This is a genomic window from Delftia sp. JD2, assembly GCF_001682645.1.
Lineage (GTDB): Bacteria > Pseudomonadota > Gammaproteobacteria > Burkholderiales > Burkholderiaceae_C > Comamonas > Comamonas acidovorans.
In genome coordinates this window covers 1-24,429 of record NZ_LFJT01000022.1, presented here as the reverse complement: position 1 = coordinate 24,429, position 24,429 = coordinate 1, and the positions used below count along the sequence as shown (strand labels likewise).

Annotated in this window: 18 protein-coding genes; 10 read left to right on the top strand and 8 right to left on the bottom strand. The window is 66.8% G+C overall.

Features of this window, described 5'->3' with window-relative positions; genetic code table 11:
* Positions 1–9: 9 nt before the first annotated feature.
* Genes ACM14_RS13985 through ACM14_RS13975 form a run of 3 tightly spaced genes read right to left on the bottom strand, consistent with a single transcriptional unit; the run spans position 10 to position 4,872 of the window.
* Positions 10–1,638, bottom strand: coding sequence for a SpoVR family protein (locus tag ACM14_RS13985; RefSeq protein ID WP_065346471.1), 1,629 nt, complete (start codon positions 1,636–1,638; stop codon positions 10–12).
* Positions 1,635–2,903, bottom strand: a complete 1,269-nt coding sequence (locus ACM14_RS13980; protein ID WP_065346470.1) for a YeaH/YhbH family protein — start codon at positions 2,901–2,903, stop codon at positions 1,635–1,637. Before ACM14_RS13980 ends, ACM14_RS13985 begins: the two co-directional genes overlap by 4 nt.
* 46 nt (positions 2,904–2,949) lie before the next feature.
* Positions 2,950–4,872, bottom strand: coding sequence for a PrkA family serine protein kinase (locus ACM14_RS13975; protein WP_012204247.1), 1,923 nt, complete (start codon positions 4,870–4,872; stop codon positions 2,950–2,952).
* A 372-nt stretch (positions 4,873–5,244) separates the two neighbouring features.
* Between ACM14_RS13975 and ACM14_RS13970 the strand changes: the two genes are divergently transcribed.
* The gene (locus ACM14_RS13970) at positions 5,245–8,640 is read left to right on the top strand and encodes a mechanosensitive ion channel domain-containing protein (protein WP_065346510.1); all 3,396 of its coding nucleotides are present in this window, start codon (positions 5,245–5,247) and stop codon (positions 8,638–8,640) included.
* Positions 8,641–8,694: 54 nt separating this feature from the next.
* Here the strand turns inward: ACM14_RS13970 and ACM14_RS13965 are convergent, their stop codons facing one another.
* Both ACM14_RS13965 and ACM14_RS13960 read right to left on the bottom strand, forming a co-directional pair.
* Positions 8,695–10,422 (bottom strand): methyl-accepting chemotaxis protein, encoded by a 1,728-nt coding sequence (locus ACM14_RS13965; RefSeq protein WP_065346469.1) that lies wholly within the window; start codon positions 10,420–10,422, stop codon positions 8,695–8,697.
* A 191-nt stretch (positions 10,423–10,613) separates the two neighbouring features.
* Positions 10,614–11,531, bottom strand: a complete 918-nt coding sequence (locus ACM14_RS13960; protein WP_052155357.1) for a LysR substrate-binding domain-containing protein — start codon at positions 11,529–11,531, stop codon at positions 10,614–10,616.
* Between the two features lie 56 nt (positions 11,532–11,587).
* Here ACM14_RS13960 and ACM14_RS13955 point away from each other — a divergent pair, with 56 nt between their 5' ends.
* The 4 genes from ACM14_RS13955 to ACM14_RS13940 are packed head-to-tail and all read left to right on the top strand — an operon-like array spanning position 11,588 to position 15,568.
* Positions 11,588–12,490 (top strand): CoA ester lyase, encoded by a 903-nt coding sequence (locus tag ACM14_RS13955; RefSeq protein ID WP_065346468.1) that lies wholly within the window; start codon positions 11,588–11,590, stop codon positions 12,488–12,490.
* Positions 12,487–13,668, top strand: coding sequence for a CaiB/BaiF CoA-transferase family protein (locus tag ACM14_RS13950; protein WP_065346467.1), 1,182 nt, complete (start codon positions 12,487–12,489; stop codon positions 13,666–13,668). The genes ACM14_RS13955 and ACM14_RS13950 overlap by 4 nt, the downstream gene beginning before the upstream one ends.
* A gap of 32 nt (positions 13,669–13,700) precedes the next feature.
* Positions 13,701–14,681 (top strand): tripartite tricarboxylate transporter substrate binding protein, encoded by a 981-nt coding sequence (locus tag ACM14_RS13945; protein ID WP_065346466.1) that lies wholly within the window; start codon positions 13,701–13,703, stop codon positions 14,679–14,681.
* A gap of 47 nt (positions 14,682–14,728) precedes the next feature.
* Entirely contained in the window at positions 14,729–15,568 is an 840-nt protein-coding gene (locus tag ACM14_RS13940) for a fumarylacetoacetate hydrolase family protein (RefSeq protein ID WP_065346465.1), read from the top strand.
* 54 nt (positions 15,569–15,622) lie between these two features.
* Here the strand turns inward: ACM14_RS13940 and pmbA are convergent, their stop codons facing one another.
* Positions 15,623–17,032 carry a metalloprotease PmbA gene (pmbA, locus tag ACM14_RS13935; RefSeq protein ID WP_012204243.1) on the bottom strand — a complete coding sequence of 470 codons (1,410 nt, stop codon included), beginning with the start codon at positions 17,030–17,032 and terminating at the stop codon, positions 15,623–15,625.
* A 66-nt stretch (positions 17,033–17,098) separates the two neighbouring features.
* Here pmbA and yjgA point away from each other — a divergent pair, with 66 nt between their 5' ends.
* A complete protein-coding gene (gene yjgA / locus ACM14_RS13930) occupies positions 17,099–17,776 on the top strand; it encodes a ribosome biogenesis factor YjgA (protein WP_034391380.1) in 678 nt (225 codons plus the stop codon).
* Entirely contained in the window at positions 17,769–18,374 is a 606-nt protein-coding gene (gene mog, locus ACM14_RS13925; protein WP_065346464.1) for a molybdopterin adenylyltransferase, read from the top strand. The genes yjgA and mog overlap by 8 nt, the downstream gene beginning before the upstream one ends.
* 43 nt (positions 18,375–18,417) lie before the next feature.
* On the opposite strand, the gene ACM14_RS13920 is transcribed toward mog, so the two are convergent.
* A complete protein-coding gene (locus tag ACM14_RS13920; RefSeq protein WP_065346463.1) occupies positions 18,418–18,954 on the bottom strand; it encodes a DUF6036 family nucleotidyltransferase in 537 nt (178 codons plus the stop codon).
* A complete protein-coding gene (locus ACM14_RS13915; protein WP_047325806.1) occupies positions 18,935–19,621 on the bottom strand; it encodes a helix-turn-helix transcriptional regulator in 687 nt (228 codons plus the stop codon). The genes ACM14_RS13920 and ACM14_RS13915 overlap by 20 nt, the downstream gene beginning before the upstream one ends.
* A 322-nt stretch (positions 19,622–19,943) precedes the next feature.
* Between ACM14_RS13915 and ACM14_RS13910 the strand changes: the two genes are divergently transcribed.
* From ACM14_RS13910 to ACM14_RS13900, 3 genes are all read left to right on the top strand, one after another.
* Positions 19,944–21,155 (top strand): ABC transporter substrate-binding protein, encoded by a 1,212-nt coding sequence (locus tag ACM14_RS13910; protein WP_012204238.1) that lies wholly within the window; start codon positions 19,944–19,946, stop codon positions 21,153–21,155.
* Between the two features lie 178 nt (positions 21,156–21,333).
* The gene (locus ACM14_RS13905) at positions 21,334–22,515 is read left to right on the top strand and encodes an efflux RND transporter periplasmic adaptor subunit (RefSeq protein WP_013803516.1); all 1,182 of its coding nucleotides are present in this window, start codon (positions 21,334–21,336) and stop codon (positions 22,513–22,515) included.
* Positions 22,516–22,517: 2 nt separating this feature from the next.
* On the top strand, positions 22,518–24,429 hold a 1,912-nt coding region (locus tag ACM14_RS13900; protein WP_065346462.1), incomplete at its 3' end, for a MacB family efflux pump subunit.

Below are 24,429 nucleotides of genomic sequence, written 5' to 3'. Positions count from 1 at the left end.
CTTGCCTGATCAGGCCGGTGGAGCGGGCACGGAGTGCAGCAGCACGGGCGCGTCGCCATCGCCGTTGACGCTTTCCATCTGCACGCCAAAGCCCCACAGGCGCGCTGCGTGCTTGAGCACTTCCAGCGCATCGTCGGACAGGGGCCGGCCCTGGTAGCGCGTGTGGCGCAGGGTGAGGCAGCGGTCGCCGCGCAGATTGACGTTCCAGACCTGGATATTGGGCTCGCGCGCGCCCAGGTCGTACTGCTGCGACAGGGTCTGGCGCAGGGTGCGGTAGCCGTCGTCGTCGTGGATGGCGCTGACCAGCAGCTCGCGTTCGCTGGCATCGTCGTGGATGGAGAACAGGCGCATGTCGCGCATCAGCTGCGGGCTCAGGTACTGGCCGACAAAGCTCTCGTCCTTGAAGTTCTGCATGGCATGGTGCAGCGCCGGCAGCCAGGGCGTGCCGGCCAGGTCGGGGAACCAGCGGCGGTCTTCCTCGGTCGGGTCCTGGCAGATGCGGCGGATGTCGCGGTACATGGCAAAGCCCAGCGCATAGGGATTGATGCCGCTGTAGGCGCGGTGGCCGGCCGGGGGCTGGTAGATGACGTTGGTGTGGGAGGACAGCCATTCGATCATCACGCCGTCGGTCAGCCAGCCTTCGTCGTACAGGGTGTTGAGCAGGGTGTAGTGCCAGAACGTGGCCCAGCCCTCGTTCATCACCTGGGTCTGGCGCTGCGGGTAGAAGTACTGGGCGATCTTGCGCACGATGCGCACGATCTCGCGCTGCCAGGGCTCCAGCAGCGGGGCGTTCTTCTCGATGAAGTACAGCAGGTTTTCCTCGGGTTCCTTGGGAAAGCGCTCGCTGTGCTGCGCCGCGCTGTCCTTGCCGGGGCGGGCCGGCAGGGTGCGCCACAGCTCGTTGACCTGCTGCTGGGCATAGGCCTCGCGCTGCTCGCGCTCGGCCCGCTCGCGCGCCAGGCTTTTCTTGGAGGGGCGGCGGTAACGGTCCACGCCCAGGTTGGACAGGGCGTGGCAGGAGTCCAGCCATTGCTCCACCGTCGTCAGGCCGTGGCGCTCCTCGCACTGGGAGATGAAGTCGCGCGCATAGACTAGGTAGTCGATGATGCTGCCCGCATCCGTCCACATGCCGAACAGGTAGTTGTTCTTGAAAAAGCTGTTGTGGCCGTACGCCGCATGGGCGATCACCAGGGCCTGCATGGCGGTGGTGTTCTCCTCCATCAGATAGCTGATGCAGGGATTGGAGTTGATGACGATCTCGTAGGCCAGGCCCATGTGGCCGCGCCGGTAGCGCCGCTCCGTCGCCATGTATTCCTTGCCATAGCTCCAGTGGCGGTAGCCCACGGGCATGCCCACGCTGGCGTAGGCGTCCATCATCTGCTCGGCCGAGATCACTTCCAGCTGGTTGGGATAGGTGTCCAGGCCGTAGCGCTCTGCCGTGGCCGCAATCGCTGCGTGATAGCGCTCGATGAGCTCGAAGGTCCAGTCGCTGGGATCGGGCAGAGGCTCGGCCGGCCGCGCCCCCGCCGGCAGCGGCGCGGAGGGCACGATGCGCTGAGCCCGGTCGCTGGCCAGATGGGATTTCCACTGCGGCGTGGCATGGCGGGGCGCCAGCACGGGATAGTGAGAGAGGTTCATACCGATACCCCCTCTTTCTTGAACAGGTCGCGGAACACGGGATAGATCTCGCTGGCGTCCGACACCTTGCGCATGGCGAAGTGCGAGAACAGCGGCAGCACCTGGCTGTACTCCTGCCACAGGCTCTGCTCTTCCTGCACCACCTGCACATAGGCGAAGTAGCGCACCAGCGGCAGGATTTTCTCGACCAGCAGGTTGCGGCAGTTGGAGCCGTCGTCGCCGAAGTTGTCGCCATCGCTGGCCTGGGCCACGTAGATGTTCCAGTCCGCGGACGGATAGCGCGCGCGGATGATCTGGTCCAGCAGCACCAGCGCACTGCTGACCACCGTGCCGCCGCTTTCCTGGGAGTGGAAGAACTCGTCCTCGCTGACCTCGGCCGCCTGCGTGTGGTGGCGGATGAAGACGATGTCGATCTTCTCGTAGTGCCGCGTCAGGAACAGGTACAGCAGGATGAAGAAGCGCTTGGCCAGGTCCTTGCGGTCCTGGTCCATGGAGCCGGACACATCCATCACGCAGAACATCACGGCCTGGCTGATGGGCGCAGGCACGCGCGTGCGGTTGCGAAACCGCAGGTCGATGGGGTCGAGAAAGGCCACCGTGCCCATGCGCAGCTTCAGCGCATCAATGCGCTGCTGCAGCTCGGCCGCCGCCTCGCTGGTGCCATCGTCCTGCGCCAGCAGCGCTTGCAGCTGCTCCTCCAGTGCCTTGAGTTCGCGGTGCGGCGCCTTGGTCAGCGCAATGCGCCGGCCCAGGGCGCCGCGCATGGTGCGCAGCAGCGCCAGGTTGTGCGGCGTGCCGTCGTGGCTGTAGCCGGCGCGGCGCGTCTTGTACTGCATGGTGTTGCCGATGTGGGTGCGCAGCAGACGCGGCAGGGCCAGGTCTTCAAAGAACAGTTCCATGAACTCTTCCTTGGTCAGGGTAAAGGTGAAGTCGTCCTCGCCCTCGCCGCTGTCGCTGGCCTGGGAGCCGCCGCCGCCTGCGCCGCCCTGCGGCCGGGCAATGCGGTCGCCGCGCACATGCTCGGTGTTGCCCGGATGCACCGTGTCATGGACGCCGCCCTGCCCGTGGTGGAACACGGGCTCGCGGATGTCCTTGCGCGGGATGGAGACGCTCTCGGACTCCTCCATGTGGCGGATGCCGCGCTTGTCCACCGCGCGGCGCACCGCCTCGGCGATCTGCGCCTTGTAGCGGCGCACGAAGCGCTCGCGGTTGCCCACCGACTTGTTCTTGCCGGCCAGCCTGCGATCGATGATTTGCAATGCCATCTGTTCCCCCCAGCCCGGGCGCGCCGAAGGGCGGCGCACCCACCCGTCAGTTGCTCTTGCGAACGCGCAGGTACCACTCGCACAGCAGGCGCACCTGCTTGGACGTATAGCCCTTGGCCTCCATGCGGGTGACGAAGTCCTCGTGCTTGCGCGCGTCCTCGGCACTGGCCTTGGCATTGAAGCTGATCACGGGCAGCAGCTCCTCGGTATTGGAGAACATCTTCTTCTCGATCACCACGCGCAGCTTCTCGTAGCTGGTCCAGCTGGGGTTCTTGCCCTGGTTGTTGGCCCGCGCGCGCAGCACGAAGTTGACGATCTCGTTGCGGAAGTCCTTGGCATTGGCAATGCCCGCGGGCTTCTCGACCTTCTCCATCTCGGCGTTGAGCGCGTTGCGGTCGAAGGCCTCGCCGGTATCGTTGTCGCGGTACTCGCTGTCCTGTATCCAGTAGTCGGCGTAGGTGACGTAGCGGTCGAAGATGTTCTGGCCGTACTCGCTGTAGCTCTCCAGATAGGCGGTCTGGATTTCCTTGCCGATGAACTCGGCATAGTGCGGCGACAGGTACTCCTTGATGTAGCTGGTGTACTTGGTCTCCAGCTCGGCAGGGAACTGCTCGCGCTCGATCTGCTGCTCCAGCACATACATCAGGTGCACCGGGTTGGCCGCCACCTCGGTGCTGTCGTAGTTGAAGACCTTGGACAGGATCTTGAACGCGAAGCGCGTGGAAATGCCCGACATGCCCTCGTCCACGCCCGCATAGTCGCGGTACTCCTGGAAGCTCTTGGCGCGCGGGTCCGTGTCCTTGAGGCTTTCGCCGTCATAGACCTGCATCTTGCTGAAGATGCTGGAGTTCTCGGGCTCCTTCAGCCGCGTGAGCACGGCGAACTGCGCCATCATCTTGAGCGTGCCGGGCGCGCACACGGCGCTGGCCAGGGACGACTCGCGGATCAGCTTCTCGTAGATGCGCACCTCCTCCGACACGCGCAGGCAGTACGGCACCTTGACGATGTAGACCCGGTCCAGGAAGGCCTCGTTGTTGCGGTTGTTGCGGAAGGCCTTCCACTCGCTCTCGTTGCTGTGGGCCAGCACCATGCCGTCGAAGGGAATGGCGCCAAAGCCCTCCGTTCCCTTGTAGTTGCTCTCCTGCGTGGCCGTCAGCAGCGGGTGCAGCACCTTGATGGGCGCCTTGAACATTTCCACGAACTCCAGCAGGCCCTGGTTGGCCAGACACAGGCCGCCCGAGTAGCTGTAGGCGTCGGTATCGTCCTGGGCAAAGTTCTCCAGCTTGCGGATGTCCACCTTGCCCACCAGGCTGGAGATGTCCTGGTTGTTCTCGTCGCCGGGCTCGGTCTTGGCAATGCCCACCTGCCTGGAGATGCTGGGATAGCGCTTGACCACGCGGAACTGGCGGATGTCGCCGCCCAGCTCCTCCAGGCGCTTGACGGCCCAGGGCGAAAGCACATGGTTGAGGCAGCGCCGGGGAATGCCGAACTGCTCCTCCAGCAGCGGCCCGTCCTCCACGGGGTCGAACAGGCCCAGCGGCGACTCGTTCACGGGCGAGCCCTTGAGGGCGTAGAACGGCACCTTCTGCATCAGGTATTTGAGGCGCTCGGCGATGGAGCTCTTGCCACCGCCCACGGGGCCCAGCAGATAGAGGATCTGCTTGCGCTCTTCCAGGCCCTGGGCCGCATGGCGGAAGAAGCTCACCACCTGTTCGATGGAGTCTTCCATGCCGTAGAACTCGGCGAAGGCCGGATAGCGCCGGATGACCTTGTTGGCAAACAGCCGCGACTGGCGTGGATCATTGCGCGTGTCCACCATTTCAGGTTCGCCGATGGCTGCCAGCATGCGCTGGGCAGCACCTTCGTAAGCCATGGGATCGCGCTGGCACAGGGCGAGAAATTCGTCCAGCGACATCTCTTCTTCGCGAAGGCGAACGTAACGTGCAGCCGAGTTGCTGATGACATCCATACGACCTCTCCCGGCGGCACCCGAGGGCGAACAGTGCCGCGAAGTTGCAAGGCATTCGCTACCGTGTGGAACTGTTGTAGCACCTTGCATCGGCTTTGAATAGCTCATACGTCCCACATGTCTGCATTGCGCGCGAGGTCACAATGTCAGGTTCCTGGACTACCCCGCTTTTTGCGGCGCCGGGACAGGGGCTTGAGCCAGCCGGGCCTGCAGCAAGGCCCGTGAATACAGCGCCTGACGCTCCCACTTTTGACAAATGATAGTCCGCACTCACACAGCGGCACAGGCCCGAATTCAGAACCGATGTCTCCTGCCGACAACCCCATACTTGCCGCCGGTCGCCCATCGCGCAAACTGGCTGCCGTGACGCCGATGCACCGGCTGCCGGCCATGTGCCTGGTGCTCGGCCTGCTGCTCGCCCTGCTGGCACCGGGCCTGGCCAAGGCCGCACCGGCAGCAGGCCCTTTGGGTGCCTTGCAGGGCACGCTGGGCGGTGGCTCCGCGTCCGACAAGGAACGAAGCAACGCCATTCAGGCCCAACTGGATGCCGCCGCATCGGCGACAAAGGAAGCCGATGCACTGGCGCAGGAACTGGACCGCCTGCGCGCCAGGGCACGCACGCCCGTGCCTGCCCTGCCCGCGCCGCTGAGCGACGAGCAGCTGGGCAGCCTGTTCGATCGCTGGAAGGAACGCGTTCCCGCCAACGCCAGCCAGGAGGTGCTGGAGCGCCTGCTGGCCGATGAGCGCGATGCCATCGCCGCACTCAAGGTGGGCATCGAAAAATCCGCGGCCGACCAGGCCAACCTGGTCTCGCAACCCGGCCCGGGACGCATCGATCTGTCCATCCTCCAGCAACGCGCGCAGGAAAACGCCGAGCCCGTGACCGCCGAGCCCGGCGAAGCCCCCGACCTCACCCAGGCCCGCCAGGCAAGGCGCAGCGCAGAGCACCGCCGCGCCCTGCTGGAGCTGGCGCTGCGCCAGGAAGAGCAGTCCACCATCGAAGCCCGTCAGCGCCTGCTGGCCGCCCAGTTGCAGGCCCAGCGCCGCGAGCTGCTGGAGCGCATGCCGCGCGCCGCCTGGCTGACCCAGCGCATTGCCGAGCGCAGCCGCCAGCAACTGGAGCAGCAGGTGCAGGAGATGGAGCTGGCCGCCCAGCACGCTTCCGCCGCCGATCCCGCCATACGCGACCTGGCCCAGCGCAATGCGGCGCTGGCCGCGCAGATCCTCAAGAACTCCAATGAACTGGCGCAGGAGCGCAAGACCCTGGCCAATGACGAATATGTCCGCGACCAGTTGAGCGCCACGCTGCGCGACACCCAGGCACGTCTGCGGCTGGGCGGTGGCAGCGCGGCCGTGGGCCAGTGGCTGTGGCAGCAGCGCGTGGAGCTGTCCTCCGGCAACACCTTGCAGTCCAGGCACCGCGCCGTGCAGCGCCAGCTGGCCGAACTGCGGCTGATGCTGTTCAACTCCAGCAAATGGCGCCAGAACCCCGGCGCGGACACGGCGGCACAGGCCCCGGCCGACGCTGCGGATGCAGGCGGCGTGGCGGCACCTGAACCTGCCGCCAGCGCCACCACGGCCATCAATGCATCCACCTCGGCACAGCAGACCGCCCTGCTGGCCCGGCAGGTGGCGCTCACCGATCAATTGCAGCCCGTTTTGCTGCGCCGCATTGCCGTGCTGGAGCAGACCGATGAAGCCCTGCGCGCCGCCCTGCGCAGCGGCAACGAACTGCGCCAGGTGCTGGACAAGGAACTGCTGTGGTTCCCCAGCCACCGCCCCATGGACCGCACCTGGCTCAGCGAGTGGCAGGCGCTGGAGCAGGACATCGAAGGCAGCAGCTCCCCCTGGAAAACCGCGCGCGCCCTGGCCGCCAGCATCTGGAACGATCCCTGGGCCTTTGGCGCCGTCGGCCTGATCGTGGCCCTGCTGCTGGGCCTGCGCCGCTATGCGCTGCGCCAGCTGCAGGCCATCTCCGTGCGCGTGGGCGACTTCATGCGCGACAACTTCGGGCTGAGCCTGCTCGCGCTGGGCTGGAGCCTGCTCTACACCCTGCCCTGGAGCTTTGCGGCCGCGGCGCTGGGCAGCCTGCTGCAAGGCCCCGAAACCGTGGGCACGGCGCTGGAGCCGCTGGGCGCCACCCTGGTCCAGCTCAGCGATTTCATCTTCGTGGCCACCTTGCTCAACGCCCTGTTCTGCCCGGGCGGGCTGGCACTGGCCCACTTCGGCTGGCCGGCCGCTCGCGTGCAGATGCTGCGCCAGATGGTGCGCCGCGCCGCCTGGCTCATCGTGCCTGCCGAACTGCTGGGCGGCCTGGCCTTCTACAGCCATGACAACCACGCCATCAGCACCTGGGGGCGCATCTCCATCCTCATGCTGTCGCTGGGCCTGGCCTGGATGGCCTGGCTGTACTTTCGCCGTGTCATGCAGCAAAAGCGGCCCGGCATCCACTGGGGCCAGATCGTCAGCGTGGTGCTGATGCTCATGCTCAGCGCGCTGGCCGTGGGCATCGTGCTCGGCTATGTCTACACGGCCACCGAATTCATCCAGGCCCTGATGGCCAGCTTCGTGTTCCTGGGCGCGGTCGAGGTCGTGGTCAACCTGCTGCGGCGCTGGCTGCTGCTGGGCGAACGGCGCCTGGCGCTGAACCGGCTGCGCGAAGCCGCCAGGCTGGCGCAGAGCGGCTCGGGCGTGGACACCGGCAAGGCACCCACCGACGAAGCCACCCAGATGGCCCTGGTCACCGTGGGCGCCCAGGCGCACCGGCTGCTGGGCCTGCTGCAGCAGGTGCTGGTCGTGCTGACCCTGGTCTACGCCTGGCTGCCCGTGCTGCCTGCGCTGCTGCGCTCCGAAGGCGTGGTGCTCTGGTACACCACCAACACCGGCGCCGACGGCATCGCGCATGCCGCCCCCGTGAGCCTGATGGATGCGCTGCTGGGCGTGATGATCCTGCTGCTCACCTTCAGCTTTGCACGCAACCTGCCGGGCCTGCTGGAAGTGACGCTGTCGGCCTCCAACCGCATCAGCAGCTCCGCGCGCTACACCCTGGCCACGCTGGCGCGCTACGCCATCACCATCGCGGGCACGGTCAGCGCCTTCACGCTGCTGGGCCTGCGCTGGGGCCAGCTGCAGTGGATGGTGGCGGCGCTCACCGTGGGTCTGGGCTTTGGCCTGCAGGAGATCTTCGCCAACTTCGTCTCGGGCCTGATCCTGCTGGTGGAGCGGCCCTTCCGCGTGGGCGATGTCATCACCATCGACACCCTCACCGGCACCGTCACGCGCATCCGCACGCGGGCCACCACGGTGCTGGACTTCGACAACAAGGAAATCGTCATCCCCAACAAGACCTTCATCACGGGCCAGGTGACGAACTGGACCTTGAGCGACGACGTGACCCGCCTGGTGATCGACGTGCCCGTGGCCCACGGCAATGACCCCGAGCGAGTGCGCGACATGCTGCTGGGCATTGCCAGGGAACACCCCCAGGTGCTGCGCGAGCCCGAGCCCAACTGCTGGTTCATGGCGCTGGAAGGCAACGGCCAGCGCTTCGAGCTGCGCGCCTACGTGGGCAAGGTCGAAGACCGCCTGCCCGTGCGCCACGACCTCAACCGCCGCGTCAACGACCGGCTCAAGGACGCTGGCATTGCCGTGGCCTTCCCGCAGCTGGACCTGCATGTGCGCAACATGCCGGCCCATGCACCGGGGCAGGCATCTGGGCAGGCGCCGGGGCATGCACCTGGGCAGACCCCACCCCATCCGACGGCATGAGGCCGGCAAGTCCCCCGGTTCCACGCGCACAGCGCGGCATTGCCCAGCTCGCGGTCAGAACACTTCCCAGTTCTCGTCCACACGCTCGACCGCATTGCGCAGCGGGGTGACCTTGGCAGGCGCTGCAGCAACCCTGGGTGCCGCTGCGGACGCCGTCGTCCGCTGGCCGCCCTTGCTGCCTGCGGCGGCCGGCGCTGGCGCCTGGGCCGGTGAGGACGCGGGCAGGGGCACGGACGAAGACACCCCGTCCAGCTTGAACAGACTGACCAGATCGACCAGCCTGGCAGCCTGCGCGTTCAGGCTTGCGGCAGCCGCCGCCGATTCCTCGACCAGGGCCGCGTTCTGCTGCGTGACCTGGTCAAGCTGTACGACGGCATCGCCCACCTGCGCCACACCGTCGGCCTGCTCGGCCGTGGCCGCGCCTATTTCGCCGATCAGGTCGGCAACGCGCTGCGCCTGTTGGACGATGTCCTTCATCGCGGAACCCGTCTCGCCCACCAGGCCCGAGCCCTCGTCCACCTTGGACACGCTCTCGCCTATCAGGGCCTTGATCTCCTTGGCTGCCCCCGCGCTGCGCTGGGCCAGGCTGCGCACTTCGGATGCCACCACCGCAAAGCCTCGCCCCTGCTCGCCCGCCCGCGCCGCCTCCACGGCGGCATTGAGCGCCAGGATGTTGGTCTGGAAGGCAATGGAGTCGATCACGCCGATGATGTCCTCGATCTTCCGGGAACTGGCGGTGATCTGCTCCATGGTCGCCACAACGCGGTCCACGATCTTGCCGCCGCCGGTGGCGGCCTGGCTCGACGACGCGGCCAGCTGGGTGGCCGTGCGCACCGTATCGGCATTGAGCTTGACGGTGGCGTTCATCTCCTCCATGGAGGCGGCGGTCTGCTCCAGGTTGCTGGCCTGCTCTTCCGTGCGCTGGCTCAGGTCCGCATTGCCCGAGGCAATCTGGCTGGCGCCGGTCGCGATGGATTCGCTGCTTTGCCGCACATCGGCAACCACGCGCGCCAGGCCGGCCCGCATGTCCTCCATGGCGCGCAGCAGGCTGGAGGTGTCTCCGGGCGCCAATTGCACCCGCACGGACAAATCGCCCTGCGCGATCTGGCGCGCCACCCCGGCGGCATAGGAGGGCTCGCCGCCCAGCTGCTGCTTGACCGTCCTGGTGATCATCCAGGCCACCAGACCGCCCAGCGCGGCGGCCAGCAGCGTCAGCACCAGCATGGCCACGCCGTCTTCGGCCACACGGCGCAGGGAGCCGTCCACCGTGGCCTGCGTCTGTGCCTTCTGGTAATCGACCAGTGCCTCGACCGCATCGAAATAGGTCGTCTGCAAGGAGCGCAGGCGCCCCATGATCAGATCCCTGGCGGCATCGCCCTGGTTGGCCAGGCCCAGGTCACCGGCCTGGCGCATGGTCTCCACGAAAGGCTGGCGCGCCTGACGTATTTCGGCAAAGAGCCGGCGCGCCTGCTCGGTCTGCAGGCGCTGGTCCAGCTCCTTCATGACCAGGCCGTTCCTGGCAACCACCTCATCCAGCCGGCGGCTCTCCTCGGTCATCTGCGCCGGATCGGTGATCAGCGCCAGATTGCGCACCACCCGCGCCGACGCATTGGCGTTGTCCTTGAGCGATTGCAGCCGGGCCAGATTGCCCATGCGGTCCTCGGCCAGCACGCGCAGCTGCTCGCCCTGGTCACGCAACTTCATCCAGCCGAAGGCTGCCACGCATACGCAAACCACGATCACCGCGAAAAAACCCATGCCCAGCATGGTTCCCAACTTCATACGCCTCAGAAAACCCACGTCGCTCTCCCTCGAACCACCTACGCAAACCGGCCAGACTGCTGGCACGGAAGAAACACATTCAGGAACAAATTTGACAATTTGAATCAGTCGTGTCGCCTTCCCAAACCCTGCTCATCCGGTAGGACAGCGCCTTGCCGACATGCAGGCATGGGGCTGCCAGCGGTCCGCAGTCAGCGATGGGAAGCCAGGGGCGCGTAGATATCCCGCAGCAGGTGCTCCAACTGCGCCAGCACCATGGCGCTGGCGCGGCTGCGGACGGCCTGCGGCTTCGTGGCCGTGAGCACGTCGCGGTAGAGGTGCTCGACATCGAGGGGGCGGATCACCGTGGAGCGCCGTGGCCGCAGCATGCGCAGGCTGATCCACGGCAGCACACTGGCGCCCAGCCCTGCGCGCACCGCACCGATCTGGGTGGCAGTGGAGTTCACCTCGCCTGCCACCTGGTAGCCGGTGTCCAGCGCCGCAAAGGCCCGGTCCAGCGCACCGCGTGTGGCATTGGGCAGGCTGGGCAGCAGCAGTGGATGCCGTGCCAGATCCTGCAGCGACATGGGCTTGCCATCCGCCTCGGGCGCCAGGGCGCGGGCGCAGCCAAAGAAGAAAGGCTCGCGTACCACGGGCCGCGTCTCCAGCTTGGCCGTGGCCTCCGAGGCATAGAGCACCCCCATGTCGAAGCGGCCACTGTGCACGCCCTCCACCAGATGGCCGCTCAGCCCTTCGTGGATGGACAGGATGACGGCCGGCCAGCGCTCACGGCAGGCGGCCAGCAGGGGAACGGCCAGCACCTGGGCAATGCTGCCCGCAATGGCCACCGATACAGAACCGGCCACCTGCGATTCCTCGACCTGAACGCAGGCCCGCGCATCGGCCACCTGCCGCAGGATGGCCTGTGCCTGGCCGTACAGCAGCCGGCCCGTGGCCGTGGGCTGCACGCCCAGCGCGCCACGTACCAGCAGCGTGCTTTGCAGTTCCTGCTCCAGCAGCTTGAGCTGGTGGCTCACGGCGGATGGCACCACGTGCAGCACATCACAGGCGCGGGTGATGCTCTGGGCATCGATCACGGCAATCAGGTATCTGAGCTGGCGCAATTCCATGTCAGGTCCGAAGAGGGGTTCGATTTGCACGAAGGCCGGTTCTGAATTCCTCAGCCATGCGCTGCGAGGTGCTGCCTACATTGTGCTTACCGCCACTCCGCTACCCAAGCCCCATGCCGTTCCACCCCCGATCCCTGCTATATGTTCCTGCAACCTCCGCACGCATGCTGGCCAGCGCAGGGCGGCGCGGTGCCGACGCCCTCGTGCTGGACCTGGAAGACGCCATTGCCCCCGCGCAGAAACAGCAGGCCCGCGCCATGCTGCAACCGGCCATCGCCAGCCTGCGCGGGCAGTGCCCCGTGCTGGTGCGCATCAACGCGGACAGGGCATTGGCACAGGCCGATACCGAGGCCGCCTTGCAGGCTGGTTGCGATGGCCTGGTCATCCCCAAGGTGGAATCTGCCGCCGATGTGCAGCGCATCGCAGCCCTGGTCGATATCCACGGCAGCCCGCCGGTGCTGCTGCAGGCCATCGTGGAGACGCCCACCGGGCTGATGCGTCTGCAGGACATTGCCCGGGCCTCGCCCCGGCTGGTGTCGCTGGCCTTTGGCGGCGAGGACTTCGCCACTGCATTGGGCGTGGCGCCCACACCCCAGGCCCTTGCCATGCCGGCACAGGCCGTGGTCATCGCAGCCGTGTCAGCCGGGCTGCATCCCATGGGGCTGGCAGGCAGCATCGGCGGCTATGCGGATCTTGCGCAGTTCGGCGAACTGGCCCGGATCTCCCGCGCACTGGGCATGCAAGGTGCCGCCTGCATCCACCCGGCCCAGTTGGCGGCCGTGCACGCAGCCTTCGGAGCCAGCCAAGAGGATCTGCGCCAGGCGCGCGACACCGTGCTGGCCTATGAACAGGCGCTGGCGCAGGGACAGGGCGCCGCGGCCGTTGACGGCCGCATGGTCGATGCACCCATTGCAGAGCGCGCACGCCAGTTGCTGCGCAGCACCGGGGAAGCCGCATGAACGCCACGGACAACACAGGCGCCCTGCCCCTGCGCGGCATCCGCGTGCTCGACCTGTCGCGCCTGGCTGCAGGCAACATGCTCACGCTGCAGTTGGCCGACTTCGGCGCCGAAGTGATCAAGGTCGAGGCGCCGGGCGGCGATACCCTGCGCGACTGGAAGAACGACGGCCAGCCGCTGTGGTGGCAGATCTACGCGCGCAACAAGAAAAGCATCTGCCTGGACCTGCATGACGGGGCCGATGTGCAAAGTCTTCTGCAGCTGGCCGAATCGGCACAGGTCCTGGTGGAGAGCTTTCGCCACGGCGCACTGGAAAAGTTCGGACTGGGACCCGATGTCCTGCTGCAGCGCAATCCCCGCCTGGTGATCGTGCGCATCTCAGGCTGGGGCCAGACCGGTCCCTATGCGCAACGGCCCGGCTTTGGCACCCTGGTCGAAGCCTTCTCGGGCTTTGCCCAGAAGAATGGCTTTCCCGACAAGCCGCCCGCCCTGCCCAACCTCGGCCTGGCCGACATGATCGCGGGCCTGGCGGGCGTGGGCGCCACCATGTTCGCACTGCGCGAAGTGGAAACCAATGGTGGCCGCGGCCAGGTGGTGGACCTGTCGCTGCTGGAACCCATGTTGGCCGTGCTCGGCCCCGACCCCGCCATCTTCCAGCGCACCGGCCGGCGGCCACGGCGCATGGGCAACCGTGCCGACATCGCCGCACCGCGCAATGCCTACCAGTGCGCCGACGGGCGCTGGCTGGTGATGTCGGGCTCCACCCAGCGCATGGCCGAACGGATTTTCCAGGCCATGGGCCGCAAGGACCTGTGCAGCGATCCCCGCTTCGCCACCAACGCGGCACGGCTGCGACATGTCGATGCGCTGGACGCGCTGATAGCCGGCTTTGTGGCACAGCGCAGCCTGCAGGACAACCTGCTGCACTTCGGCCAATGGGAGGTGACCGTGGGGCCGGTGCTTGACGTGGAGCAGTTGCTGGCCGACGAGCATGTGCGCGCCAGGGCCTGCATCACCCGCATCCCCGATGCCGACGGCCAGCCCCTGCCCATGCACAACGTCTTTCCGCGTCTGTCGCGCACACCGGGGTCCATCCGCAGCCTGGGCCCTGCGCTGGGAGAGCACCAGCACCTGGTGCCACCGGGCGCCTGGAGCGATCACCCTGCCCCGACCGAATGAACCCTCAGCCCATACAACGAAGGAGACATACCATGGCCTTTCTCAGGACTTTGCTCACCAGGGTCGCCACGGCGGCAGCCCTGGGCCACGCCGCCCTGCTCTCTTTGCCAGCCCACGCGGCCCCTGCGCAACTGGTCACCCTGGTGGTTCCTGCCGCGCCGGGCGGCTCCAACGACATCGTGGCGCGCGTCATGGAGCCGCTGCTACGCGGCGAACTCGACCGGCCCGTGGTGGTCGAGAACCGGGGCGGCGGCGGGGGCAATGTCGGCGCAGCCTACGTGGCACGCGCCGAAGCCGGCAGCAACATCTGGCTGCTGACATCTGCCAGCATCGTCACCATGAACCCCGGCTTGTTCGCCAACCCGGGCTTCGACACGCTGCGCGACTTCGTGCCCGTGGCCGGCATTGCCAGCGTGCCCCATGTGCTGTTGGTCAACAAGGACTTTGCGCCGTCCACCCTGCCCGAGCTGCTGGCCTTGCTGCGCAGGGAGCCGGGCAGGTACTTCTTCGGCTCTGCCGGTAACGGCACCTACTCGCACATCCTCATGGAATTCCTCAAGCGCGCCGAAAAGGTGGATGCCTCCCATGTCCCCTTCCGTGGCGTGGCCCCGGCCATGACCGAACTGATGGCCGGGCGCATACAGATGCTGATCAGCACCCTGCCTTCGGCCATGCCCTACCTGCAAAGCCGCGACGTCAAAGCCCTGGCCGTGTTCTCCGACCAGCGCAGCGAGTTCCTGCCCGACCTGCCCCTGGCCCGCGACACCGTTGCCGGCCTGGTTGGCGACCTGTGGATTGCGCTGTACGCACCCAAGGACACACCCTCGCAGGAAGTGCAGCGCATGCGCCAGGCCGTGCACAAGGCCCAGACATCACCCGGACTGCGCGAGAAATTCCGCAAAATGGGCGCCAGCGTCTACGCCCCCACCGCTGCAGAACTGCGGCTGCAGACGGCAGCCGACCTGGCACGCTGGAGCCAGTTGATCCGGCAGGCAGGCATCCAGGTGGACTAAGCAGCCAGCCCATTTCAAGACATTCCAGAGCATTCCAAGGAGACTCCATGAAACTGCTGAGATTCGGCCCCGAGGGCCAGGAAAAGCCCGGCCTGCTGGATGCCGAAGGCCGGATCCGCGACCTGTCCGCCCTGCTGGACGACTACACGCCCCGCCTGCTGGGCCGCGAGGCGCTGCGGGCCCTGGCCGCCATCGACCCCGCCAGGCTGCCCCTGGTACAAGGTCCGGTACGCATCGGCATGCCGTGGAGCGGCATGTCCAAGTTCGTTGCCATCGGCCTGAACTACCGCGACCATGCCGAGGAAGCCGGCATGCCCATTCCCAAGGAGCCCATCCTCTTCGCCAAATGGCCCAGCTGCGCCTGCGGCCCCGACGACGACATCCCCCTGCCCGAGGGCAGCACACGCATGGACTGGGAGGTGGAACTGGGCATCGTCATCGGCGAGCGCGCGCGCAATGTGTCCGTGGCCGATGCGCTGGAGCATGTGGCCGGCTACTGCCTTGCCAACGATGTGTCAGAGCGCGAATACCAGATCGAGCGCAGCGGTGGCCAATGGAGCAAGGGCAAGGGCTTCGACCGCTTCGGCCCCATCGGCCCCTGGCTGGTCACGCGCGACGAAGTGCCCGACCCGCAGGCCCTGCAGCTATGGCTGGATGTGAACGGGGAGCGCCGCCAGAGCGGCAGCACGCGCACCATGATCTTTGGCTGCGCCGAACTCATCAGCCACTGCAGCCGCGTGATGACGCTGGAGCCCGGCGACCTCATCATCACCGGCACGCCCCCGGGAGTCGGGATGGGCATGAAGCCGCCGCGCTATCTGAAGGCTGGCGATGTGATGGAGCTGGGGATCGAGGGGCTGGGGGTGCAGAGGCAGCGAGTGGTGTAGATCCACAAAAAAGCGGCTTCAAAAAGCCGCTTTATTCCTGAGCTGAACCAGCGCTCAGCTGCCCGCCACCTTCATCCGGTTGATCAGGATCGAGCCCACGGTCTTGGCGCCGTAGTTGTAGGCATCTGCGCCCACGGCCTCGATGCCCTTGAGCATGTCCTTGAGGTTGCCGGCGATGGTGATCTCATGCACGGGGAAGGCGATTTCGCCGTTTTCCACCCAGAAACCGCTGACGCCGCGCGAGTAGTCGCCGGTCACGTAGTTCACGCCCTGGCCCATGAGCTCGATCACGAACAGGCCCGTGCCCAGCTTCTTGAGCATGGCGGGCAGGTCGTCGCCGGCCTTGGTGCGGCGCGAGGTCATGACCAGGTTGTGCGATCCGCCGGCATTGCCGGTGGTCTTCATGCCCAGCTTGCGGGCCGAGTAGCTGGACAGGAAGTAGCCCTCGACGCGGCCGGCATCCACCACCTTGCGAGCCTGCACGCGCACGCCTTCCTCGTCGAAGGGCGAGCTGCCCTTGCCGCCGAGGATGAAGGGGTCTTCCGTGATGTCGATGTGCTTGGGGAAGACGGGCTTGCCCAGCGAGTCGAGCAGGAAGGTGCTGCGGCGGTACAGCGCGCCGCCGCTGACGGCCTGCACGAAGCTGCCCAGCAGGCCTGCGGCCAGCGTGGACTCGAACAGCACCGGGCATTCGGTGGTCGGGATCTTGCGGCTGCCCAGGCGGCTCAGGGCGCGCTGGGCGGCGTAGCGGCCCACGGCTTCGGGCGAGGCCAGGTCGGCCGCGTTGCGCATGGAGCTGTACCAGGCGTCGCGCTGCATCTCGCCATTGCGGCCGGGCAGCGAGGCGATGGGCGCCACCGACAGGCTGTGGCGCGAGCTCGCGTAGCCGCCACGGAAACCATTGGTGTGGGCACTGAAGAAATGGCTTTGCTGGGCCGAAACGCCCGCGCCTTCGCTGTTGGTGATGCGCTTGTGCGTGCGCAGCGCGGCTTCCTCGCATTGCAGCGCCAGTTCGGCCGCAGCCTCGCTGGTGAGGTCCCAGGGGTGGAACAGCTGCAGGTCGCGGTGGGTGCCGGGCTGGGCGATGTCGGCCGCATCGGGCAGACCGGCCATGGGATCTTCGGCCGTGAAGCGTGCGATGTCGTAGGCGGCCTGCACGGTCTGCTGGATGGCGGCATCCGAGAAGTCCGAGGTGCTGGCGTTGCCACGGCGGTTGCCCAGGTAGACGGTCACGCCCAGCGACTTGTCGCGGTTGCGCTCCACGGTCTCCAAAGCCCCCTTGCGCACGCTCACGCTCAGGCCGCAGCCCTCGGAAGCCTCGGCCCCGGCGTTGGTGGCGCCGAGCTTCTTGGCGTGGACCAGGGCACGGTCCACCAAGTCTTCAAAAAACGGTTGGCTGTAGCTGAAGCCGGAATCAGCCTGCGGTTTGGCGGTGCTTGCCGAGCGGGGACGGGGTTTTTTCATAGCGGCGGCTATGATAGCCGCCACTGCAGCGCTCTCCGCGCCGCCACTGCATTTGTCCCCTACCCCATGTCACGCAAACCCAAAAAAGGCTACTACGTCAAAGGTCACTTCGTTGCCGAAGGCAGCGAACTCGACCTGCAGCTCAAGGCCGAACTCAAAGGCACCCCCGACTCCAGCAAGACGGATCTCAAGCGCGAGTCCGACGCCTTGCAGGACCTCGGCAAGGATTTGCTGACGCTGCGCTCCGACCTGTTCAAGCGCCTGCAATTGCCCGACCAGCTGGCCGATGCCCTGGCCGAAGCCAAGCGCATCACCAATTTCGAAGGCAAGCGCCGCCAGATGCAATTCGTCGGCAAGCTCATGCGCAAGCTGGACGAGACCGAGATCGCCGCCGTGCGCGCGGCGCTGGACGAGCAGCACAACGGCTCGGCCGCCGAGAAGATGGCCCTGCACGCCGCCGAGCAATGGCGCGACCGCCTGATTGCCGAGGAATCGGCCCTGTCCATCTGGCTGGACCATTTCCCCGACACCGACACCCAGCAGCTGCGCGCCCTGATCCGCCAGGCCCGCAAGGACATGCCGGGCGCCCATGAGGCCAATGTGCAGGAATCCACCGGCCTGGCCCAGCGCAAGGGCCGCGCCTACCGCGATCTCTTCCAGCTGGTTCGCCAGCAGTTGGGCGGTACGGGCCGCGAGGCCGCCGAGGACGGTGACGGCGCTGGCGAGGAAGCTGACGATGAGTGAACCCGTCCATGACGCTGTGCGCATCGGCATCGTCTCGATCAGCGACCGTGCCAGCAGCGGCGTCTATGAGGACAAGGGCCTGCCGGCCCTGCAGGACTGGCTCACCCGCGCGCTCAGGAACCCCATCACTTTCGAGCCGCGCCTGATCCCCGACGAGCAGGCCGGCATCAGCGCCACGCTGATCGAACTGGTCGATGCAGGCTGCTCCCTGGTGCTGACCACGGGCGGCACCGGCCCCGCCCCGCGCGATGTCACGCCCGAGGCCACCCTGGCCGTGGCCGACAAGGAAATGCCGGGCTTTGGCGAGCAGATGCGCCAGATCAGCCTGGCCTTTGTGCCCACGGCGATTCTGTCGCGCCAGGTGGCGGTGATCCGTGGCAAGAGCCTGATCATCAACCTGCCGGGCCAGCCCAAGGCGATTGCCGAGACTCTGCAAGGCCTGCAAAACCCTGATGGCACACAAACGGTCAACGGCATCTTTGCGGCCGTGCCCTATTGCGTGGACCTGATCGGCGGGCCCTATCTGGAAACGGATGACAGCGTCTGCAAGGCGTTCCGCCCCAAGAGCGCAGTGCGCACCGCGCGACCTGCGGCCTGAGCGCGCGGACACGGCAATCGACAAGCAGCCTGCGGGCTGCTTTTTATTTTTTCAGCCCCTTGAACCAGCGCTGAATCCGGGCCCGCAACTGCCGCTTGCCGTCATCACCCAACGGCATGCCGCTTGCCAGTTCCAGTGCCGCATCGACCTGTACATGGCCATGCTCCATCAGTGCCATGCAAAACACCCGGTCCTTATAGCGCCCCGCCTGGGCCTTGGAGAGGAAGAGATCCAGCACATCAAGGCAATAGCCGACGCGATCGTTGGTATTGCCGTTCTGGATACGGTGCAGACGGTTTTGCCAGCCTGAGGCAAGCACTGCCGTGTCCGGGCCCACGCCCTGCGCGTAGTAGCCATTGGACTCGTGGAAGCGAGAGCCTTCGCCAATGGATCCATCGATCCGGTCCGCCAGATCCGGAGCGTTGAGCGGATAGATGTCCGCCTCTGCGGACATCTTGAAAACCGGCTCGGGATACGGGATGGAGCCCAGGATTGCCTGGCTTCCCACGATGACGAATTCATACTCATTCGTCACATCCCCGCTCGCACGAATGATGTGCTCAAGATCCTCTCGGTTCATAGGCCCGCCCTGTATCTCCCAATGCAACGCCCCGCTTGAGATCCCCCACCTGCGCCAGTACCTGCTGGCGCACCTGTTCGGGCAGAACCGATGTCAGGGGCGAGGCCTGGCGCAGTTCCTGGGCCCTTCGCGTGCGGGCCAGGATGGTGCGCCAGCGGCCATTTTGCAAGACATCCTGCCACTGCCTCCACAGGCTGGCGGAATGCGAATCCCCCTGGCTCAACCACCTCTCCAACGTGTCCTGTGCCTGCTGCAGCAATGCCGGGTCAGATCGCACAAGGCGCACGGCTTCTTCATGCAATGCCAAGCTTTGCAGATCCTGCACTTCATGGCGCGCATCCTGCGCACGCACCAGAACCTGTACGACGGGCCTGGCATGGCGCGAACGGGCTGCGGCAGTTCCTGCGGGCGCGGGCTGCAGGGCGTCGCCCGCCAGCAATGCCAATTCTCCCCCTATGCCCAGTTCCGACATGACTCGCAGGTACGTGCCCATGGATGGCCCGGGATCGCCGGACTCGACCGCAGCGAGCGTGCTGCGGGATATGCCTACGCGCGAGGCCATCTCGACCGTGCCCAGCCCCTGCTCCTTGCGCAGACGCTTGAGCCGGTCACCGAACTGCAAAAGCAGTTGGCGCTGAAGAAGGGTGGACTTTTCTGGCGTTTTCATTTGTCCATTATTCTAAGCAAAACCTGAATTTTTGATTGTTTTTCTAGACAAATTAATTCAAGTCCAGTGCTTTCGCATCTCCAAGTCACGGAACGGAAAAGCAGATCCTGACGCGCGCACAAGCCACGGCCGGGATGCGCAGCGCATGGCGCTCAATCAACGGGCCAGCCACGTTGCAAGAATGAGCGGCTGTACTGTCGCACCGGGGCCACCAAGCCCGTGCTTGCCCCAATGCGGCAGGCCCCTGTCCCTGCCAGCATGGAATCACCCCGGCCCCTGCGCAACAGCAGCGGGCTTTTTCCATCCAAAGCAAGGAGACTTCATGCAGCAACGCCCCAAGACATCGCTGATGACACCGCTGGCCCTGGCACTGTGCGCCGCCGCACTGGCAACGCCGGCCCTGGCGCAGCAGGACAAGGTTCGGATCGGCTTCATCACCGACATGTCCAGTCTCTATGCCGATGTCGAGGGCAAGAACGGCGCCGTGGCGATACAGATGGCCATCGACGACTACGGCGGCAAGCTGCTGGGCAAGCCCATCGAGCTGCTGACGGCCGACCACCAGAACAAGGCCGACATTGCCGCCAGCAAGGCGCGCGAGTGGATAGACACGCAGGGCATCAGCTTGGTGTTTGGCGGCACGAACTCGGCCACGGCCCTGTCCATGGCCAAGGTGGCGCAGGAGAAAAAGCGGGTCTTCATCGACAACGGCGCCGGCAGCTCGGCGCTGACCAACGAGCAGTGCAGCCCCTACACCGTGCACTACGCCTTCGACACCGTGGCCCTGGCCAAGGGCACGGGCGCGGCCGTGGTGGAGGCCGGCGGCAAGAGCTGGTACTTCGTGACCGCCGACTATGCCTTCGGCCATGCGCTGGAGGCGGACACCACCAAGATCATCGAGGCGCGCGGCGGCAAGGTGCTGGGCTCGGTCAAGACGCCGCTGAACGCCAGCGACTTCTCCAGCTTCATGCTGCAGGCGCAGAACTCCAAGGCCCAGATCCTGGGCCTGGCCAACGCGGGTGGCGACACCATCAACTCCATCAAGGCCGCGCGCGAGTTCGGCGTGACCAAGGACATGAAGCTGGCCGGCCTGCTGGTGTTCTTCACCGACGTGCACAGCCTGGGCCTGAAGAACACCCAGGGCATGCAGTTCACCACCAGCTGGTACTGGGACATGAACGATGCCTCGCGCAAGTTCGCCGATGCCTTCATGGCCAAGACCCAGCGCCGCCCTAGCGAGATCCAGGCGGCCGACTACTCGGCCACCATGAACTGGCTCAAGGCCGTGGAGAAGGCCGGCACGCTGGACGCCGACAAGGTCATGGCCACCTGGCGCGGCATGAAGATGGATGACTTCTTCGGCAGCGGCTACCTGCGCGAGGACGGCCGCTACGTGCACGACATGTACCTGATGGAAGTGAAATCCCCCGCCGAATCCAAGGGCACCTGGGACTACTACAAGCTGGTCAAGAAGCTGCCGGCCGAGCAGGTCTGGACGACGAAGGCAGAGAGCAAGTGCCAATACTGGCGCTGAACTTGCGGTGAGCCGGGGGGCAGCCCGGCCGCTCCCGCCCCTCGCTTTTCTCCACTGAATCTCCATGCCTTGGTCAATGCCGGGACATCGAACCGCGCCAGACTGGTAAGTTCGAGCATTGGGCGCGGCGCCGGGCAGGAACTTCTTCCCCTGCGGCCGACCGCGCGGCAGGGGAAGAATGAAGTTCAATCGCAAGTGGACCATTGGCGCCGTGGTGGGCGCCTGCATCATCGCCGGGGGCGCACTGTGGAAGGCCAGCGCCAAGCCCGCCACCCGGTACGCGACGGCCGCCGTCACCGTGGGCAACCTGGAGCAGACCGTGCTGGCCGTAGGCCGGCTGCATGCCAAGGAGCTGGTCGCCGTGGGCGCCCAGGTCTCCGGACAGGTCAAGCGCCTGCATGTGGAACTGGGCCAGCAGGTCAAGGCCGGCGACCTGATCGCCGAAGTCGATGCCCAGCCGCAGCGCATCAAGCTGCGCAATGCCGAAGCCTCGGTCACCGCGCTGCAGGCGCAGCTGGCCGCGCGGCGCGCGGCCCTCGTCCAGGCCCGGCTCACCTTCCAGCGCCAGCAGGAACTGCTGCAGGCCGACGCCACCTCGCGCGCCGACCATGAGGCCGCCAAGGCGGCGCTGGACACGGCCCAGGCCGAGGTCGGCGCCCTGCAGGCCCAGATCGAGCAGGCACGCACCCAGGTGGAGACCGAGCGCATCAACCTGGGCTACACCCGCATCGTGGCGCCCATGGACGGCGTGATCGTGGCCGTGGTCACCAAGCAGGGCCAGACCCTGAACTCCTTCCAGACCACGCCCACCATCGTCATGCTGGCCAAGCTCGACGTGATGACCGTGCGTGCCGAGATTGCCGAGGCCGACGTGGACAAGATCCAGCTCGGCCAGACCGCATGGTTCACCACGCTGGGCAGCAACCGCCAAAAGCACATGGCGAAGATAGAGCGCATCGAGCCCGCACCGACCTCCATCGTCAATGACGCGGGCGGCGGCGCCTCGCCCGCTGCGGCCACGCCAGCCGCCAAGGCCATCTACTACAACGCCCAGTTCGACGTGCCCAACCCGGACGGCAAGCTGCGCCCTTCCATGACCGCCCAGGTCACCGTGCGCGTGGCCCAGGCCGACAAGGCCGTGCTGGTGCCGGCCGCCGCACTGGGCAGCCGGGCAGAGGACGACAGCTACACCGTGCGCGTGCGCGACGGCGAAGGCAAGGTCGCCGAGCGCAAGGTGCGCATCGGCCTGCGCACCAATGCCCAGGCCCAGGTGCTGTCGGGCCTGGAGGCGGGCGAGCAGGTGGTGATAGGCGAGGCGGGCCCGAACAACGCCCCCGCCGCCGACCCCATGGGAATGTGAGCATGGACCAGCCATTGCTGCAGATGCGGGGACTGCGCAGGGAGTTCCCCGCCGGTGACACCACGGTCGCCGTGCTCAAGGACATCGACCTGACCATCGAGGCCGGCGAGATGGTGGCCATCGTCGGCGCCTCGGGCTCGGGCAAGTCCACGCTGATGAACATCCTCGGCTGCCTGGACCATCCGACCTCGGGCAGCTACCGCATCGCCGGCCGCGAGACCGGCGAGCTGGGCCCCGATGCGCTGGCCGCGCTGCGGCGCGAGCATTTCGGCTTCATCTTCCAGCGCTACCACCTGCTGGCCGACCTCACGGCCCAGGGCAATGTGGAGCTGCCATCGGTCTACGCCGGCACGGCGCCCACGGACCGCCATGCGCGCTCGGCCGCCCTGCTCGAACGCCTGGGCCTGGCCGACCGCATGCAGCACCGGCCGGGCCAGCTGTCGGGCGGGCAGCAGCAGCGCGTGTCCATCGCCCGTGCGCTGATGAACGGCGGCGCCGTCATCCTGGCCGACGAGCCCACGGGCGCGCTGGACAAGGCCAGCGGCGAGCAGGTCATGCGCATCCTGCAGGAGCTGCATGCCGACGGCCACACCATCATCCTGGTCACGCACGACATGGCCGTGGCGGCCCACGCCTCGCGCGTGATCGAGATCAGCGACGGCGCCATCATCGCGGACCGGCGCAGCGCCCCGCATGAAAGCAAGCCCCCGCTGGAGGCCACAGCCGCCCCGCGCGCCGCCTCCTGGCGCATGTTCGGCGACCGCTTCGGCGAAGCGCTGCGCATGGCGCTGCGGGCCATGAACGCGCACCGCCTGCGCACCTTCCTGACCATGCTGGGCATCATCATCGGCATCTCTGCCGTGGTCTCGGTGGTGGCGCTGGGGCGCGGTGCGCAGCAGCAGGTGATGAACCAGATCAGCGAGCTGGGCACGAACACGCTGGACATCTTCCCCGGCAAGGACTTCGGAGACACGCGCGCCGCCGCCATCGAGACCCTGGTCGCCGCCGATGCCCAGGCCCTGGCCGAGCAGCCCTATGTGGACAGCGCCACGCCCAATGTGTCGGTCAGCGTCACGGCGCTGTACCGTGAGAACGCGGCCATGGCCCAGGTGACGGGCGTGGGCTTCGAGCACTTCCGCGTGAAGGGCCTGCGCCTGGCGTCAGGGCGGTTCTTCGACCAGCGCGACGTGGACCTGCACGCCCAGGTCGCGGTCATCGACCAGAAGGCCGCCACCGCGCTCTTTCCCGGCAACCCCAGCCCGCTGGGCGAGGTGGTGATGCTGGGCGAGATGCCCGTGGAGATCGTGGGCGTGCTGCGCCCCGCGCAAAACAGCTTCGGCGGCTCCACGCCCACCTTCTTCGTGCCCTACACGGCGGCCGCCACGCGCCTGGTCGGCAAGTACCACCTGGACAGCATCACGCTGCGCATCAAGGACGAGGTGCCGGCCGAGATCGCACTGAAGGCGGCCACCAGCCTGCTCACGGAACGCCACGGCACCAAGGACTTCTTCGTCTGGAACTCCGACCAGATCCGCCAGGCCATCACGCGCACCAGCACCACGCTGACGCTGCTGGTCTCGGCCATCGCCATGATCGCGCTGCTGGTGGGCGGCATCGGCGTGATGAACATCATGCTGGTGTCGGTGACCGAGCGCACGCGCGAGATCGGCGTGCGCATGGCCATCGGCGCGCGCCAGTCGGACATCCTTCAGCAGTTCCTGATCGAGGCCGTGCTGGTCTGCATCGTGGGCGGCATCCTGGGTGTCTCTCTGGCGCTGAGCCTGGGCCTGGCAGTGAGCCTGTCGGGCTCCAGCTTCCAGCTGTCGTTCTCGGCCGCCTCCATCGTGCTGGCCGTCGCCTGCTCCTCGCTCATAGGCATCACCTTCGGCTTCCTGCCCGCGCGCAGCGCGGCGC